The sequence below is a fragment of the Arcicella aquatica genome, assembly GCF_034928825.1.
GTDB lineage: Bacteria > Bacteroidota > Bacteroidia > Cytophagales > Spirosomataceae > Arcicella > Arcicella aquatica.
In genome coordinates this window covers 21,378-38,196 of the sequence record NZ_JAYFUL010000009.1, presented here as the reverse complement: position 1 = coordinate 38,196, position 16,819 = coordinate 21,378, and the positions used below count along the sequence as shown (strand labels likewise).

Annotated in this window: 18 protein-coding genes; 8 read left to right on the top strand and 10 right to left on the bottom strand. The window is 34.9% G+C overall.

The window, feature by feature from the left end:
• Positions 1-391 precede the first annotated feature (391 nt).
• The 5 genes from VB264_RS07825 (at position 392) to VB264_RS07805 (ending at position 5,897) form a co-directional block, all read left to right on the top strand.
• Positions 392-1,903 carry a choice-of-anchor I family protein gene (locus VB264_RS07825; protein WP_323248225.1) on the top strand — a complete coding sequence of 504 codons (1,512 nt, stop codon included), beginning with the start codon at positions 392-394 and terminating at the stop codon, positions 1,901-1,903.
• A gap of 184 nt (positions 1,904-2,087) precedes the next feature.
• On the top strand, positions 2,088-3,206 hold the full coding sequence (locus VB264_RS07820; protein ID WP_323248223.1) for a vWA domain-containing protein: 1,119 nt from the start codon (positions 2,088-2,090) through the stop codon (positions 3,204-3,206).
• 134 nt (positions 3,207-3,340) lie between these two features.
• On the top strand, positions 3,341-3,637 hold the full coding sequence (locus VB264_RS07815; protein WP_323248221.1) for a hypothetical protein: 297 nt from the start codon (positions 3,341-3,343) through the stop codon (positions 3,635-3,637).
• Positions 3,638-3,667: 30 nt separating this feature from the next.
• The gene (locus VB264_RS07810) at positions 3,668-5,203 is read left to right on the top strand and encodes a P-loop NTPase family protein (RefSeq protein ID WP_323248219.1); all 1,536 of its coding nucleotides are present in this window, start codon (positions 3,668-3,670) and stop codon (positions 5,201-5,203) included.
• Positions 5,204-5,273: 70 nt separating this feature from the next.
• Positions 5,274-5,897, top strand: coding sequence for a Uma2 family endonuclease (locus VB264_RS07805; protein ID WP_323248217.1), 624 nt, complete (start codon positions 5,274-5,276; stop codon positions 5,895-5,897).
• 50 nt (positions 5,898-5,947) lie between these two features.
• Here VB264_RS07805 and VB264_RS07800 read toward each other — a convergent pair whose 3' ends face one another.
• On the bottom strand, positions 5,948-6,832 hold the full coding sequence (locus tag VB264_RS07800; protein ID WP_323248215.1) for a tyrosine-type recombinase/integrase: 885 nt from the start codon (positions 6,830-6,832) through the stop codon (positions 5,948-5,950).
• Between the two features lie 214 nt (positions 6,833-7,046).
• Positions 7,047-7,241, bottom strand: coding sequence for a 30S ribosomal protein S21 (gene rpsU, locus VB264_RS07795; protein WP_323248213.1), 195 nt, complete (start codon positions 7,239-7,241; stop codon positions 7,047-7,049).
• Positions 7,242-7,668: 427 nt separating this feature from the next.
• On the opposite strand from rpsU, the gene VB264_RS07790 reads away from it, so the two are divergent.
• Entirely contained in the window at positions 7,669-8,982 is a 1,314-nt protein-coding gene (locus VB264_RS07790) for a gluconate:H+ symporter (RefSeq protein ID WP_323248211.1), read from the top strand.
• Positions 8,983-9,032: 50 nt separating this feature from the next.
• Here VB264_RS07790 and VB264_RS07785 read toward each other — a convergent pair whose 3' ends face one another.
• The 5 genes from VB264_RS07785 to VB264_RS07765 form a co-directional block, all read right to left on the bottom strand.
• On the bottom strand, positions 9,033-9,695 hold the full coding sequence (locus tag VB264_RS07785) for an MgtC/SapB family protein (RefSeq protein ID WP_323248209.1): 663 nt from the start codon (positions 9,693-9,695) through the stop codon (positions 9,033-9,035).
• Entirely contained in the window at positions 9,688-10,194 is a 507-nt protein-coding gene (locus VB264_RS07780) for a DUF421 domain-containing protein (RefSeq protein WP_323248207.1), read from the bottom strand. Before VB264_RS07780 ends, VB264_RS07785 begins: the two co-directional genes overlap by 8 nt.
• 83 nt (positions 10,195-10,277) lie before the next feature.
• Entirely contained in the window at positions 10,278-10,676 is a 399-nt protein-coding gene (locus VB264_RS07775; RefSeq protein WP_309920244.1) for an ExbD/TolR family protein, read from the bottom strand.
• Positions 10,677-10,729: 53 nt separating this feature from the next.
• Positions 10,730-11,449, bottom strand: coding sequence for a MotA/TolQ/ExbB proton channel family protein (locus tag VB264_RS07770; RefSeq protein WP_309920246.1), 720 nt, complete (start codon positions 11,447-11,449; stop codon positions 10,730-10,732).
• A gap of 228 nt (positions 11,450-11,677) precedes the next feature.
• A complete protein-coding gene (locus VB264_RS07765; RefSeq protein WP_323248205.1) occupies positions 11,678-12,619 on the bottom strand; it encodes a Ppx/GppA phosphatase family protein in 942 nt (313 codons plus the stop codon).
• A gap of 16 nt (positions 12,620-12,635) precedes the next feature.
• Between VB264_RS07765 and VB264_RS07760 the strand changes: the two genes are divergently transcribed.
• Together VB264_RS07760 and VB264_RS07755 are read left to right on the top strand one after the other, a co-directional pair.
• The gene (locus tag VB264_RS07760; RefSeq protein WP_323248203.1) at positions 12,636-13,724 is read left to right on the top strand and encodes an SDR family NAD(P)-dependent oxidoreductase; all 1,089 of its coding nucleotides are present in this window, start codon (positions 12,636-12,638) and stop codon (positions 13,722-13,724) included.
• Positions 13,725-13,981: 257 nt separating this feature from the next.
• Entirely contained in the window at positions 13,982-15,385 is a 1,404-nt protein-coding gene (locus VB264_RS07755; protein ID WP_309994609.1) for a tetratricopeptide repeat protein, read from the top strand.
• A gap of 69 nt (positions 15,386-15,454) precedes the next feature.
• Here the strand turns inward: VB264_RS07755 and VB264_RS07750 are convergent, their stop codons facing one another.
• From VB264_RS07750 to VB264_RS07740, 3 genes are all read right to left on the bottom strand, one after another.
• The gene (locus VB264_RS07750) at positions 15,455-15,871 is read right to left on the bottom strand and encodes a BrxA/BrxB family bacilliredoxin (RefSeq protein WP_309920256.1); all 417 of its coding nucleotides are present in this window, start codon (positions 15,869-15,871) and stop codon (positions 15,455-15,457) included.
• A 143-nt stretch (positions 15,872-16,014) separates the two neighbouring features.
• Positions 16,015-16,326, bottom strand: a complete 312-nt coding sequence (locus VB264_RS07745) for a DUF59 domain-containing protein (RefSeq protein ID WP_323248201.1) — start codon at positions 16,324-16,326, stop codon at positions 16,015-16,017.
• Between the two features lie 47 nt (positions 16,327-16,373).
• A complete protein-coding gene (locus VB264_RS07740; RefSeq protein WP_323248200.1) occupies positions 16,374-16,793 on the bottom strand; it encodes a SufE family protein in 420 nt (139 codons plus the stop codon).
• Positions 16,794-16,819: the final 26 nt, after the last annotated feature.

Here is a 16,819-nt window from a genome sequence, read left to right as displayed (position 1 = left end):
TGATAAGGGGTTTTGGCCAATAAAAACATTGACTAAGAAAATCCTTTTTTATCGGTTATTGATTATAAGAGTAGGTTTAGAGGCTATTATAAGATATTTTTCTCTAATGAGCATATCGCTTTCTTCAGCGCTCAATTGATTTGTTATTATTTACTGACGCAAAATTATAGCCTATTTAGACTAAATCCAAACAAACCAAATAATTTATTTAGACTTAATTTAAACAACAACTAATAACAGACTTTAAATCAATTATTTAATATCAAAATGAATTATAAATAATGATATAATCCTTACAATTTTAGTGTTGTCGGGAGATTAATTAACCCAAAATTAACCTACAGTTAACAAGCTTATTTTTTGTCGAACCTAGTTTTGCAGAAAAAAAGAAATGAAAAGAACATTCCTATCCCTTTCCCTTTTACTAACAACCCTATTAATAAGTTGCAATAAAGATGAAGCAGAGTTTTTTGTAAATGAAGATGCTGCTACTTTTGCTGAAATAGGAAGCATTGATATTGGTGATGCTGGTGCGGCAGAGATTTCGGCCTATGACCCTCAAACCAAACGCTTATTTGTGGTGAATAATAGTACAGTCAATAAAATTGATGTGATTGATTTTGCTGACCCAACCAAAATGAAAGTCATCAGTTCGATTAGCATGGCACCTTATGGTGGAGCAGTAAATAGTGTTGCGGTTTCAAACGGTAAATTAGCAGCTGCTATTGAGTCGTTGAATAAGCAAGAAAATGGTAAAGTAGCAGTATTTAATACAGCTGACTATAAGGAAGTAAAAGTAATTACGGTAGGTGCTTTGCCTGATATGATTACTTATTCACCAGATGGCAACTTGATTCTGACGGCCAACGAAGGAGAACCAGATGCTACTTATAAAAATGACCCTGTTGGTTCTATTTCAATTATTTCAGTAAACGAAAATTATGCTGTAACTACCTTAGATTTTTCTGGTTTTGCAAGTCAGCAAACAGCTTTAATGGCTAAAGGACTTAGAATATTTGGTTTAAATGCTACTTTTGCGAAAGACATCGAGCCTGAATATATCGCAGTAGCTGACGATTCAAAAACGGCTTGGGTAACGCTTCAAGAAAATAATGCTATCGCAAAATTGAACCTTGAAACTAAAACGATTACGGCTATTCTTCCTTTAGGCTTCAAAGACTATGGCGTCGATGCTAATGCAGTTGATATTAGTGACAGAGATAATGTCATAGCGCTAAGTAAATGGACTAATATAAAAGGAATGTACCAGCCTGATGCCATTGCTTTTATGCAACATGCAGGAATTCCTTATTTATTTACTGCCAACGAAGGTGATGCTAGAGAATATGATGCTTTTTCTGAAATCAAAAGAGTAAGTGCTTTGAAATTGGATGCTACTGCTTTCCCAAATGCAACTGACCTTATTAAGGCTGAAAAAGCGGGTAGATTAAACGTAACAACTACTTTAGGTGATACAGATGGTGATGGTGACTATGATTTTCTTTACTCTTTAGGCGCTCGTTCTTTCAGTGTTTGGAATGGTAATGACGGAACATTGGTATTTGATAGCAAAAACGAGCTTGATACTAAAGTAATTGCCGTACCTAATCTTTATGATGATACCAGAAGTGACGATAAATCTGTAGAACCAGAGGGTATTACAGTGGGTACTGTTGGAAACAAAAAAGTAGCCTTTGTAGGGATGGAACGTGTTGATGCGGTAGCAGTTTATGATGTTACGATTCCAACAAGTCCTGTATTTTTACAAATTTTGAAATGCGGAGATGCTCCAGAAGGCGTATTATTTATTCCTGCGAAAAATAGCCCTACCCAAAAAAGTTTGCTAGTAGTTAGTAGCGAAAACGATGGCGTAATCAAGGTTTATAAGCCAAATACCCTATAATTTTACTGAGTCTCTAAATATTTTTTATTAAAACCATACGTTTAGTTAAGGCTAAAAGTATGGTTTTTTTTATTTATTATCATTAATATCAACGATAATTAAACCCATTCGCTAAAGTTTTTGTTTTATATTTATACTGTGCAAAAAAAATAGCACTCCATTTTCATCAATCCTATATATAAATATGCTTGGCTATCGTTTTTCAGAATATATTCCTCAGGAAGCCGAAGACGGCAAAAAAGCCAAATTCGACCAGCTCTTAGACATTTTTAATCAACTAGTTACCATGACTGCTGGCAATGTTTCGGAGGCTTTAACATGGTTGACTTCATTAGATAAACAATATAACCTTACTGATAATTCTTATGGAATAGCCGATTTTATTGATGACTTGAAATCAAAGGGCTATATCAAAGAAGAAAAAAATGAAGAAGGTGAGGAAGAACCAATCCTTACTTCAAAAGGTGAGCAAAGTATCAGAAAACAGTCGCTAGATGAGATTTTTGGTAAATTAAAGAAAACAGGCTCAAACGGGAATCATAGAACGCCCTATCAAGGCACTGGAGATGAAAACAATACCGACCGCCGAGAGTTTCAATTTGGGGATGCGATGGATCAAATCGCAATGACGGAATCTATCAGAAATGCGCAAATCAATAATGGTGTAGAAAACTTTATGTTGACGGAAAACGACCTAGAAATCGTTGACAAGGAATATAAAGCCCAGACTTCTACCGTTTTGATGATTGATATTTCACATTCGATGATTTTGTATGGCGAAGACAGAATCACGCCTGCTAAAAAGGTTGCGATGGCAATGGCGGAGTTAATTATGACCAAATATCCAAAAGACACTTTGGATGTTATTGTTTTTGGGAACGATGCTTGGCAGATTCAAGTAAGAGATTTACCTTATTTAGAAGTTGGCCCATATCATACCAATACTGTGGCAGGCTTGGAACTTGCCATGGATTTATTGAGAAGAAGAAAGAATAAAAACAAACAGATTTTTATGATAACCGACGGCAAACCTACTTGTTTAAAAGAAGGGATTCGCTATTATAAAAATTCATTTGGCTTAGATAAAAAAATACTAAACAAAACGTTAACCTTAGCGGCGCAGTGTCGTCGTTTAAAAATTCCAGTAACAACTTTTATGATTGCTCGTGACCAATATCTAAAGGAATTCGTACAAGAATTCACCAAGATTAATAATGGACGAGCATATTATTCTTCATTAAAAGGACTCGGAGAGTTTATTTTTGAAGATTATGAAAAAAACAGAAAGAAAGATGTGAGGTAATTTAGCTATTAGCTTTGAGCGGTAAGCTTTGAGATTTGTTGTCAACTAGTTTGGAAGAAAAGTATTTTCAAATTAACATATCTTCAAATTTTCAAATCACTAACACGTCCTTAAACCCAAAAATTTCAGAAATCATGAATTTAAAACCAAATTATATAGCCGCTGAAAAGCATGAATCGTATCTTCAATGCATAGACCATGAGGCAAAAGCTAAAATTTTGCCCTATAGAGCACAAGGCGAGGCATTTTCAAGAGAATCGTCTGTAGTAAAATCGTACGATGACGAGACTTATGCAGAAGCGTATTCGGAAGTAATTAAATTAAAATTGAAAGGACAAAATATACAAAATAGAGATGTTCTAGGTTTTATTGCTAACCGCAGTTATGGTTCAGCAATTTTAAATAAAAAGAACCTTTCTCACTTAAAATAAATCTCATTTTTCATAAGATACAACAGCATAATGTCATACAAAACAATCGATTCAACAGAACTGTTAAATATTCACACACTCGGTCAATTAAAAGCATCAGGCTACCAACCAAAATCAATAAAGGATGAATTAAGGGATAACTTAATCGTTAAAATTAAAAATAAAGAGAATGTTTTTGAAGGAATCTGGGGCTATGAAGACACCGTAATTCCTGATATTGAAAGAGCAATCCTTTCGCAACACCATATTAATCTATTGGGTTTACGTGGACAAGCCAAAACACGTATTGCCAGATTGATGGTGAATTTATTAGACGAATACATTCCAGTTGTGAAAGGTTCAGAACTGAATGATGACCCTTTACAGCCTCTTTCTCGTTTTGCGAAAGATTTAATCGAAGAACATGGGGATTTAACACCTGTTACTTGGATGCACAGAAGTGATCGTTATACTGAAAAATTAGCAACACCAGATGTATCGGTAGCCGATTTGATTGGAGATGCCGACCCAATCAAAGCCGCAACGTTGCGTTTGCCTTACTCTGATGAAAGAGTGGTTCATTTTGGGCTAATTCCACGCTCTCACCGTTGTATTTTTGTAATTAACGAATTGCCCGATTTGCAAGCACGTATTCAGGTATCCCTTTTTAATATTTTACAAGAAGGCGATATTCAAATTCGTGGTTTCAAAATACGTTTACCGCTTGATTTACAATTTGTATTCACGGCTAATCCAGAAGATTATACCAACCGTGGGTCGATTGTAACGCCTTTGAAAGACCGTATCGACTCTCAGATTGTGACGCACTATCCAAAAACGTTGGAAATTGGCAAAAAGATTACGTTGCAAGAAGCAAAACTAAAAGGCGAGCAAGAAGAATTAGTAACGACTAATCATATCATGGACGATTTGATTGAGCAAATTGCGATTGAAGCTCGTTCCTCTGAATTTGTTGATGCTAAATCAGGCGTTTCGGCACGTATGACGATTTCTGCCTATGAAAATTTAATTTCATCTGCTGAAAGACGTGCATTAATCAATGACGAAGACAAAACGTATGTGCGTGTAGCCGATTTGATTGGTGTTATTCCTGCGGTTTGTGGCAAAGTAGAATTGGTATATGAAGGTGAAGTAGAAGGGCCAGTAATTGTTGCTCAAAACCTGATTGGGAAAGCCATCAGAACACAATTCCTGAATTTCTTCCCAGACCCTGAAAAAATCAAGAAAGCAGCTAAAGATAAAGCTGGCAAAAACCCTTATAAACCAATTATTGATTGGTTTATGGATGGCAATGTCATGGATATTTTAAATGATTGCTCTGACAAAGACTATTCAGCTCGTTTACGCACGATAGAAGGTTTGGATGAACTCATCGAAAAAGTATATCCAGCCATGCAAGGCAGAGAAAAACTATTCATGATGGAATTTGTACTCCACGGACTATCTGAATTTTCTATTATTTCTAAAAAGAATCTTGAAAAAGGGCTTCAATTTAAAGATTTGACAGATTCTTTGTTCGACTTAGACAAGTTCAAATTTGATGATGACGAAGAAGATTATAAGTAAGTAACTTTAAAAAGACTTGGCAAAATTGTCAAGTCTTTTTAAATTGCATTAGCTAAACAAATTGCTATTTATGGTCATAGCAGATAAAATACCTCAAAAAATAGCTCGCGTACGCAAGCCCAAAGAAATTCCAGACGCTCTCGTTTATGAAATTATAGACGGGCGAAAACTCTATTATAAAGGTTACAAAGAAGTTCTATCCAAAAAGAAAAAAATTGAAGATATTATGGGATCAAGTGGTTTACAATCATTTATTATCCAATATTTACTAGGGATTCTATACAGAAACATCAGTTTAAATCAATATTACTTTCTTACAAATGAGATTGGTACTCATATAGACCACAAGACTAATTTGTCGGGTGATATTTACATCATTGAAAAGAAAAATCTTCCTCCCTCTAAAATCAATACTCAATACATTGACGTTCCTCCGAAAATTGCGATTGAAGTTGACATCAGAATTGACCTTTCTGATGAGAAAGATTTTGATTATACTTTCACAAAAACCAATAAACTCTTAGCATTTGGAACAGAAAAAGTAATTTGGATTTTTACCAAAACACAGAAAGTTGTTATTGCTACCAAAGATGAAGATTGGATTGTTAGAGATTGGAATAAAGACATTGAATTATTAGATGTACACATTTTCAATATTGGAAATTACCTTAAAGAACAAGGTGTAACATTATAAAAGATTGGGAATTCTTTAATATCATCAATACTTATTATCTAATCACTCCATTATGCCTTTGGATGTGCCTGCTCGTAAATTTTCTTAATTTTCTCCATAGAATTATGGGTGTACACTTGTGTAGCTGAAAGCGACGAATGACCCAATAAATCCTTGATTGCATTCAAATCGGCACCATTATTTAACAGGTGTGTAGCATAGGAATGTCGTAAAATGTGTGGCGACTTCTTAGCAAGCGTTGTGACCAATGACAAATACTTTTTAGTAATCCGCTGAATCATTACAGGGTAACTCTGTTCTCCTTTATCAGTTACAATCAAAAAATCGTTGCCTAAACATTCTGAATTTTTATACGATTGATAAGCTTGTATCAATGATACCAATTGCTGATTAATCGGTATTATCCTTTGCTTGTTCCGTTTACCCAGTACTGTCAAGGTTCTGTTATAGAAATCAATATCTCGCTCTTTTAAATCAATCATTTCTGACAAACGCATTCCTGTGCCATACAATAGCTCTAAAACCAGTTTATCACGTACACCAGCAAAATCTTCTGTAAAGTCCACATCATCCAGTAGCGTATCTAATTCTGTTTCACGTACGAAGGAAGGAATTGTTTTCTGGGTTTTCATTGCCGAAACCTTGAACATCGGGTCTTTTTCAATGATTTTCTTCTGCAAAAGAAATTTGTAGAAGGTTCTGAGTGTAGCTATCTTCCTATTGATTGAACGATTCTCCACTTTAGCCTCCGCCAGTGAAACTATCCACGAACGAATCATCTGAAAATCTGCCAGTTGAGGATGCTGAAAATCATAAGATTTACTTAAATATTCAGTAAACTGCTTCATATCTGTTCGGTAAGCCGTAACTGTATGTTCGCTACTGCGTTTTTCAAACTGAATGTATTTAATGAAAAAATCTATAATTTCTGGCATCAGTTTTTGGGGAGGTTAATAGATTAAAAGCAATTCTTCGTTAGCGATTGCTTTGAGTGAATAATTTACAACAAAGCTAGCCTAAAAACAAAAGCGTCTGAACAAACATTGTTTATTCAGACGCTTTTTTATAATGCTGACGGTTATCGGCTTAATTCACGATTAAATTGATAACAAAATACTTCTGTTATTTGGAAATAAATCAATCTATGAACTATGCTTCTTCGTTACCGTACATTCTTTGTTTGTATGAAGCACGAATGATTTCAGTACGACGACCAACTGATGGTTTTTCGAATGCCGCACGTCTACGAAGTTGCTTTACAACGCCAGTTTTTTCAAATTTTTTCTTGAATCTTTTTAACGCTTTGTCGATTGACTCGTTTTCTTTAATATTGATAATCAGCATATTATTTGTTTGTTTAAAATCTTTTTTTGTAATAGAGGTGCAAAGATAAAACTTACTTCTTTAAATGTCAAGTTATTTAAGCAATAATTGCCTGATTAACGAATAGTTGAATACCCTTTTTGCACTCAAAATACTACTCAATCTTCAAATTTTCACAATTCATTATTTTGTTTTAATTATATTTACCTGATTCATGAAGGTTATATCTTTAAAATAGTAAGTATAGAAAACCGTAAATATCCTTTTGATAAAAATGTTTTAGCCTACTTACATAGGGCGTTTAAGGAAAAAAGAGTCTTAGTTTTAATTTTCTAAGTGAGAATATAACCAAATACTGATTAAAAAAAATTATCTCAAAAAAGGATAAACCATACATGGCAAATGGTTAGGTTTATCTTATTATTTATCTTATCCAATTAATCAAACTATGACATTATTTATTATTTTCTTGTGTATCGGCCTTTTGGTACTTCTCATTACTTGGGGAAAACTCAACCCCTTTCTCGCTTTCTTAATTGTTTCTATTGTTGCAGGTATCACAACTGGCATTCCACTAAGTAGTATAGGGAAATCTTTGCAAAAAGGTGTGGGTGATATGCTAGGCTCTTTGATTATCGTCATTGCTTTAGGGGCAATGTTAGGAAAAATTGTTGCTGAAAGTGGCGCCGCTCAGAAAATTGCTTCTGTAATGATGAAAATTTTCGGAAGAAAATATATTCAATGGGGGTTGGTTTGTACTGGCTTTATCATCGGTATTCCATTATTTTATAATGTAGGTTTCGTATTGATGATTCCCTTAATCTTTTCTGTCGTTAATCAATATAAGTTACCTGCGGTATATATTGGTTTACCCATGTTGGCTTCTTTATCGGTTGCTCATGGTTTTTTACCTCCACACCCCTCTCCTGCTGCCTTAGTTGCTCAGTTTAATGCAGATATGGGACTTACCTTGGTTTACGGTATCATAATTGCCATTCCAACGATTATCATTGCGGGACCTCTTTTCTCTTTGACATTGAAAAAAATCCCTTCAACACCTTTAGAGACTTTCCAAAGCAAAACCCTTCCTGAAGACCAACTACCAAGTACTTTAAATAGCTCTTTGACGTCACTTTTACCAGTAATCTTATTAGCTTCTACAACATTGCTGTCTACCTTCTGGAAAGGAAGTGAATCAATGAAATCATTCGGTGTATTTATTGCCGACCCTTCTATCGTTATGCTTATTTCGGTAATTGTAGCCACTTTTACTTTGGGAAGAAACATGGGGACTTCTATGAAGACGATTATGTCTATCTACACCGAAGCAGTAAAAGATGTATCGATGATTGTCTTGATTATTGGTGGGGCTGGTGCTTTAAAACAAATTTTGATAGATGGCGGGGTAAGTAACGAAATTGCCGTTATTCTAAAAACATTACCTTTAAACCCATTGATTTTAGGTTGGTTAGTAGCAGCCATCATTAGGGTTTGTTTGGGTTCGGCTACTGTAGCAGGACTAACAACGGCGGGGATTATGGCACCATTGGTGGCTCAATCTGGTGTAAATCCTAATTTGATGGTGTTATCAATCGGTGTGGGTAGTTTGATGTTCTCTCACGTAAATGACCCAGGCTTCTGGTTATTTAAAGAATATTTCAATTTGAGTATCAAAAATACAATTAAGTCTTGGTCAATGATGGAAAGTATCGTTGCCGTTGTAGGCTTGGCTGGTGTATTAATTTTAAATGCTATCGTCTAATCCAATTCATTTACTGGTATTAACAATAAAACTTGTTGATACCAGTAACATTAAAATTCCAGTTCTTTAATCGAAGCATCATCCATCAACCTCTCTACCAACTTAGCGTGTTTAGTAGAACGCCCTCTGACAGACCAATTACTGATTAAAATATTGTTCCGAATAATCTGTTTTTCTCTTTTGGCAGTAAGGTCACAATCTTCAAAAATAGTCTCTAATCTATTAAAAGCATCAGGGGTATAATCGCAAATGATTCGATAAGCATGCGTGCGACCATATCTTTCCATGATAACTTCTAACTTCACGAAAAGTCCAAGTACTACATATACTACGCTCGTTCCTAAGAAAGACAACAGGATATGCCCGTCGCCAATAGCCATTCCTAAAGAGGCTGTCACCCAAATAATTGTCGCGGTAGTAAGCCCTTTTACTCGGTCATCCATTTTAAAAATCACTCCCGCTCCCAAAAATCCTATACCAGTTACTACATTGGCAGCAATACGGTCAGGAGAAGCATTTATGCCCATTTTCTCCGATAAAATGGTAAAAATGGTACAGCCTACCGAAATCAAGGTAAAAGTTCGTAAACCCGCAGATTTACTTCTATATTCTCGTTCAAGACCAATCAAAGCTCCTACCCCAGTAGAGGCTAATATCTTAATGAAATCATCATTATAAAAAATATGTTGGAATAGAATTTCTATATCATTCATTTTTTGATAATATTTTATGCCCTTTCCTTTTTTTAGAAGTTTTGTGTTTATAGTCATTTGATAACACACTAATATTTCCATCTACTTCTAGGATGGCTAAATCTACCTTTTTAATATCTTCGACACCATGTTCGCGAATAGCAGCATGAAGTTCGTCTAAAGATAGACCCGATTTGTCTAAGGCTTCTTCTTTTACCTTTCCTTGATAAACTAACATTAGTGGTTCGCCCTGAATTAATCTGCTTATAGCCTCATGTTTGAACATTACCTTTTTCAAGACAAAGTTCATCACAAACAAACCACCTGCGGCGGCAAAGCCTCCTAAAAGCGAGGTATCATCCCCGACCATTGCATTTTGAACGGCATTAGAAATTAGCAAGATAAAGACTAAATCAATTACAGATAATTGAGAAAGTTCTTTTTTGCCAAACAAACGAATAGCCGCTACGATAAATACGTAAACGGCTATTGATTTTAAGGAAATAATAAGAAAATTCATTGTAAAATAGGGCAAGCTATCCGCTTTGAGCCTTTAATTAATATCACCTAGTTCAATAAATGTCTCTTAATCGATATGTTAATTTATAATTTATCGGTTGCCATTACCATTCCAAGGTTTAGGCGGGCTACAATATCATGGATTTTTGTCAAATCCTGAACTGTTCTATCTTTGGCAATTCTCAAAATTACGGTTTCAGAGCCTTTCTTTTTGGCTTCGTCACCAAGGTATGTTTCCAGTTCTTCAAAAGGAACTGGGTTATCATCTACAAAGTAATTATTGTTTTCATCAACTGTCAATCTGATATTTTCTTTCGTTGCCGTTTGTTGGGCAGTTGACGATTCTGGTAATAACAACTTGATGGCATCTGGACTAGCCAAGGTTGAAATCATCAAGAAGAACATCATCAAGAAAAAAAGTATATCTGCTAATGCACCAGTTTCTACTTCAGATTGTTCACGAGTACGTTTTCTTATATTCATATATTTTCAACAATGAAGAATGAATGCTTAATTTTGCAATCAGCCATTAAAAATTATTTAGTTGATGCTGGTTTATGCAAAATGTCTAAGAAATCAATCGCTGTAACTTCCATTTTATTCACAGCACGATCAATCATCGTAGTAAGAATGGTATAGAAAAAGTAAGCGATAATACCCACCATCAAACCTGTAGCGGAGGTAACCATTTTCTCGTAAATACCACTTGCAATCGTGCTAATATCAATTTTGTTGGCTACTGAAATATTATGGAAAGTACGAATCATCCCTGAAACAGTACCCAAGAAACCAAACATAGGAGCGATTTTAGCAATGGCTGAAAGAAATCCAAGGTTTTTTTCCATGTTATAAATCTCTACTCTTGCCGTATTTTCAATGGCTGTTTCTATATCACGAATAGGCGACCCTAAACGGTTCAATCCTTTTTCTAAGAGTCTTGCAATCGGGAATTGTGAGTTTTTACAATAAGCAATAGCCCCTTGTACATTGCCTACATACAACATTTCACGGATTGAAAACAAAAAGTTATTATCAAGTTTGGCAGTTTTACGGATATAAAAATATCTTTCCAAGAATAAAAATAAGGCAATAGCAAACAATATAAAAATTGGAATCATTACCCAACCTCCTTTTTCTAAGAGGTTCAAAATATTCATTTCTTGGTCAGCTTTTGTCGCTCCATTAGCAAGCGAAGTAGTTACAGAGTCTGGAGAAATAACGTTAGTTTGTAATAGGATACTTAGAAAGATCTGCATAGCTTTTACGGATTACGAAGAGTCAAGTTTAACATTTGAGCTTGAATCGTTGAAAAAAAATATTGGAGATTAATTAATTTTTAACAAGTTTAACGAAAAAAAATGACTTATGTGATATGCCATATCTGAAAATTATTAGTTATTCAATAGCTTATAAAACCTTAAAATTCTCAGTATTAAAACATTATACAACTGTATTTTAGCAGGTATATAGGTCAGTTTTCTTCTTTAAAATGAGTGAAGTGCAAGCTGTTTGCTCAGTATTCCCTCCTTTAACGCAAAGTTCGATACTTTTATTTGATGAATCTCATAACGTTTTAATACAAACTCTATCAAACAAACTGCTACGACAATCATATCTACCCGAAGCTCTATCATTCCAGCCAAAGCCATTCTTTCATCATGATTAGCCGAAACTATTTTCAAGAATGAATCGTAAAATTCGGCAATGGGCAATTCAAAAGAAACCTGTTCTGTGGGTGGCAAATGCCCAAAGGTCTTCATGAAATATAAGTCAATGAGGGTTTCAAATGAACCTGCTGAACCAATGACACAAATTGGAGCGTATTGATGCACAGCATTGGTCAATGGCAATAACTTTTCTTCCAAATATTGCTTTAATAACTGTACAGAACGCGGTGTGATAGGGTCTGAATGAAAAAACTTATCCATCAATCTTTGTCCGCCTATTTCAAAACTCTGTTTCCAAAAAACTCGATCATGATTACAGATGATAAATTCAACCGAGCCGCCACCAATATCAATAATCAACGACGTTTCTTTTCCAATCTGTGTCCCTAATTTTACACCTTCATAAATCAATGCGGCCTCTTCTTCGCCAGAAATCACGTTGATGCTAATACCTGTTCGGTTAAGTATTTCCTTACAAAACTCATCGCCATTGTTAGCATTACGAACAGCACTAGTAGCTGTAGCAAAAATATTTTCAGTTGTTACTTCTTCCTGCGTTAATCTTTCCTGAAAGTACTTTAGCGCTACGATGGCTCTTTCGATGCCTTCTGGTGTAATGATACCTGATGAAATTCCGCCTAATCCAATTTTAGCAGCATAACTATCTTCATGTATCTTTTGGTATGAACTGCCTTCTTGGGCTACAATCAGTAGCTGAAAAGTATTTGTCCCTAAATCTATAAACGCTTTCTTTATCACTTTGTAATTGATTCTGATGATTTGGATTTACCTTTGTAACACAAATGTACATGAATGTTTTTATGTTAAAATTATTGTGATTCAAGAACCTAAAAATATCCTAATCACTGGCATTACTGGCTTGGTGGGTAGTTTTGTAGCTAAGCGTTTCTTAAAGGCTGGCTATCAAGTAATTGGCTTAAAAAGAAGTACAAGCGACTTATCACTCATCAAAGAAATAGCTTCTGAAATCACTTGGAAAGATGGTGATATTTTGGATGTAATGTTTTTAGATGAATTAATGAGGGAGGTTGATTTGGTTGTACATGCTGCGGCAATTGTATCTTTTGCACCCAAAGACCGCGACATTATGTTTAAAACCAACATTGAAGGTACAGCCAATATTGTGAATAGTTGTATTTCGCATGGTGTAGAAAAAATATGTTTCGTTAGTTCAGTAGCGGCTTTAGGCAGAAAAATTCCTATTGAAGCTAAGCATGAGTCTATCATTACGATTGATGAAAAAGCAACTTGGGAAGAAAGTCCGTTGAATTCTAATTATGCTAAATCTAAATACTTGGCTGAGATGGAAGTCTGGCGAGGTTTTTCGGAAGGTTTGGCATCGGTGATTGTAAATCCTTCATTGATTTTAGGAGAAGCCGACTGGTGTAAAAGTAGTACGCAATTATTCAAATATGCGAATGAAGAACACTCTTTCTATCCTAAAGGCACCCTGAATTACGTAGATATCGTAGATGTAACCGAGAGTATTTTTCAGTTAATGACTTCAGATGTTTCTGGAGAAAGGTTTATTTTAAATAGTGGTTATGTTTCTTACAAAGATTTCTTTGAAAAAGTAGCCACCTTACTCAATAAAAAGCCTCCCAGAAAGTTAATAAGTAAATTTTTAACTGCTATTATTTGGCGTGTAGAAGCAGTAAGAAGTTATTTCACAGGGAAAGCTCCGTTAATTACGAAAGAAACGGTTTTGACATCAAGTCATCACTTTTATTATGCCAATGATAAAGTTAAAAACCAATTAGGTTTGAAATTCAGGGACTTAGATGAAACCTTAAACCGTATTTGTTTTGTTTTAAAAGCTAAATACATCGATAATACTAAATAGTTTTTAAATTAATAGTGTAGTAACAATGCTAGAAAGTATCGTAAAAATGTTTCATAAAAAGCTAAAATTATCCTATGATATATGTTAGTTAAATATAGAAACTAAGATGAATGTTACTATTCCAATTTTGGTAAATTAAAAGTTTTTTTATTATCTTAGCAATAAAGAGAGTTTGGCATAACCTAAAACATTTATCAATAATGTTGATAAATGTTTTTCCAGCCACTGATAAACATCACCTCACCCCCTGCAATCAAATGATGGAACAAGATTTTGAAGACCGCCAAGAAGAGACACTGCATTCAGTGAGGCGTTTTGAGTCTATGCTCAAACGTAGGGAGAATTCTTTCTTTGACCTTGATACTTACGAGCAAATCGTAGAGCATTATATGGAAGAAGGTAAGATAGAAGATGCCATGCAAGCCTGTGACATTGCCCTTGAACAATATCCATATTCTTTAGAATTGATGCTCTGTAAGGCAGAATTACTAGCCAACCAAGGCAAGCATGATGAGGCCTTGGAAGTAGTAACGCAAGCTGAGATTTTCAATCCTTCGGATAGCGATACCATTTACCTGAAGAGTACTATTTATAACCTGAAAGGTGATTACCAAACTGCCATAGAACTCTTAACAGAGATTTTGGACATTGCCGAAGAGCGTGACGAAGTATATTTCCATATCGGTTTGGCTTATCAAAGCTGGGGTAAGCACCACAATGCTGTAGCAGCTTTTAAACAAGCGATTGAAGCCAACATCAAGAATGAAAATGCGCTATATGAACTAGCCAATAGTTTGGATGAGATTGGTAAATTAGAAGAATCGCTACCTTACTATCAGCAGTTTATTGATACTGACCCATTCTCTGAAAATGCTTGGTACAATATTGGAATCGCTTATTCTAAGCTTGCCAAATTTGAAGAGGCTGCCGATGCTTATGAGTATGCCATTGCCATTAATGACAAATTTTCATCTGCTTATTTCAATCTAGGAAATTCGTACATGAATTTGAGCAATTGGCAAAAAGCGGAAGAGAATTATCGTTATTGTTTGGAACACGAAGACATCAGTCCCGAAGTGTATTGTTGCTTAGGAGCTAGTATTGAACGTCAAGAACGATTTTCAGAAGCCATCCACTATTACAAATATGCTATCCAGCTTGATGCTGAATGGGATGACGGGTATTTTGGTGTAGGAATTTGCTTGTGCGAAATGAAGAGATGGATAGAGGCTATTCATTTTATCAAAAAAGCATTGAGCCTTGATGATCAAAACGCATATTACTGGTTAGCTTTGGCTGATGCTGAAACAAACTTAGGGAATATCACTTCTGGCATGGAAGCCTATCAAAAATCAGCTGAATTAGAGCCTATTAATCCAGAAGCATGGATTAAATGGTCGGCATTGGTTCATGAACAAGGTGATTTTGATTTAGCGGCTGAACTAATGGTATCTGCTATTGATATTATGCCCGAAGAAGCCGAATTGTATTATAGAGCATCCATTTATTTAATTAAAGCAGGAAAATATCAAGAAGCCTTTAATTATTTAGAAACAGCTTTGGTACTCAGCTATGAAGGGCATGAATTAATGTTTGAATATTTCAAAAGCTTAGAAACGCAAAAGACAATATTCAGGATTATTGAGCAATACAAAAAATAAAAGGCGAATTACATAAAAAGCAGGCTTTCAAGTATTGAAAGCCTGCTTTTTATTGGAAAGTATTTGATACTATGCACAAAATTCGTCAAAAACCATTTCCAAATGTCCTGCAATCATTTCAGCCGAACGACCTTCGATGTGGTGGCGTTCTACAAAATGAACCAATTCACCATCTTTAAACAATGCTACTGATGGAGAAGACGGAGGATAAGGTAAATGATATTCACGAACTTTTTGAGTCGCTTCTTGGTCAACACCTGCAAAAACTGTCACTAAATGTTCTGGTTTTTTAGCAGAGTTCCAAACAGCTTCTTTTACACCTGGACGAGCAGTACGAGCTGAACAACCACAAACCGAGTTGATAAATACCAACGTCGTTCCTTTTTCAGCCAATACTTGATCAACTTCTGTAGCTGATTTTAATTCTGTAAATCCTCCTTCTACGATGTCAGCACGCATTGGAGCTACTAAATGTTCTGGGTACATAATATAAAGTTTGAAAATTTGAAAAATAGTCAATTTGAAAATTGTCCTTCAAAGAAACACTTCAAATATGATTTTGTCTTGTAATAAAAATATATACCTAATGATTAACAATCATTAGTGGGGCAATCTGATTCAAAACACAATTACATAAAACCAAGTTCCAATTTGGCCGACTCAGACATCATGTCTTGTGAATATGGGGGGTCAAAAGTTAATTCAACACTTACATCTGTTACTCCTTCAATCTCACGAATTTTCTGCTCGATTTCAACAGGAATGGCCTCAGCAGATGGGCATGAAGGTGATGTTAAAGTCATCAAAATGTAAATATTGTTTACTGGAAAAACTTTAATATCGTAAATCAATCCTAGTTCATATACATCCACAGGAATTTCTGGGTCATATACGCCCTTTAATGCTCTGATTACCTCTTCTTTTAAATCTACTTCCGACATGATTTCTATCAATGATTATGAATTTCTACTATTTATTTTCTGAAAAACTAAGCCTTCAATCCATAGGCAATAGCATAATTTTTCATTTGCTTTACCATTGAAGCCAACCCATTTGAACGAGTTTGAGCTAAATGCGAAGTCATTCCAATTTTATCAATAAAATACAAATTAGCAGCAGTAATTTCTTCGGGGGTATGGCCAGATAATACTCTGATTAACATATTCACCAAACCTTTTACGATGATTGCTTCAGAATCTGCTTCAAACAATAATTTATTATCTTCAAATTTAGCATTCAGCCAAACCCTACTTTGGCAACCCTTGATGATATTATCTTCTGTTTTTTGCTCTTCTGGCAAACCTTTTAACTTTTTACCCAAATCAATGATGTATTCGTATTTATCTGCCCAATCGTCAAAAAGTGCAAACTCATCAATGATTTCGTCTTGTGTTTCGTTGATAGTCATAAATTATTTTGAATAATTTGTAATTC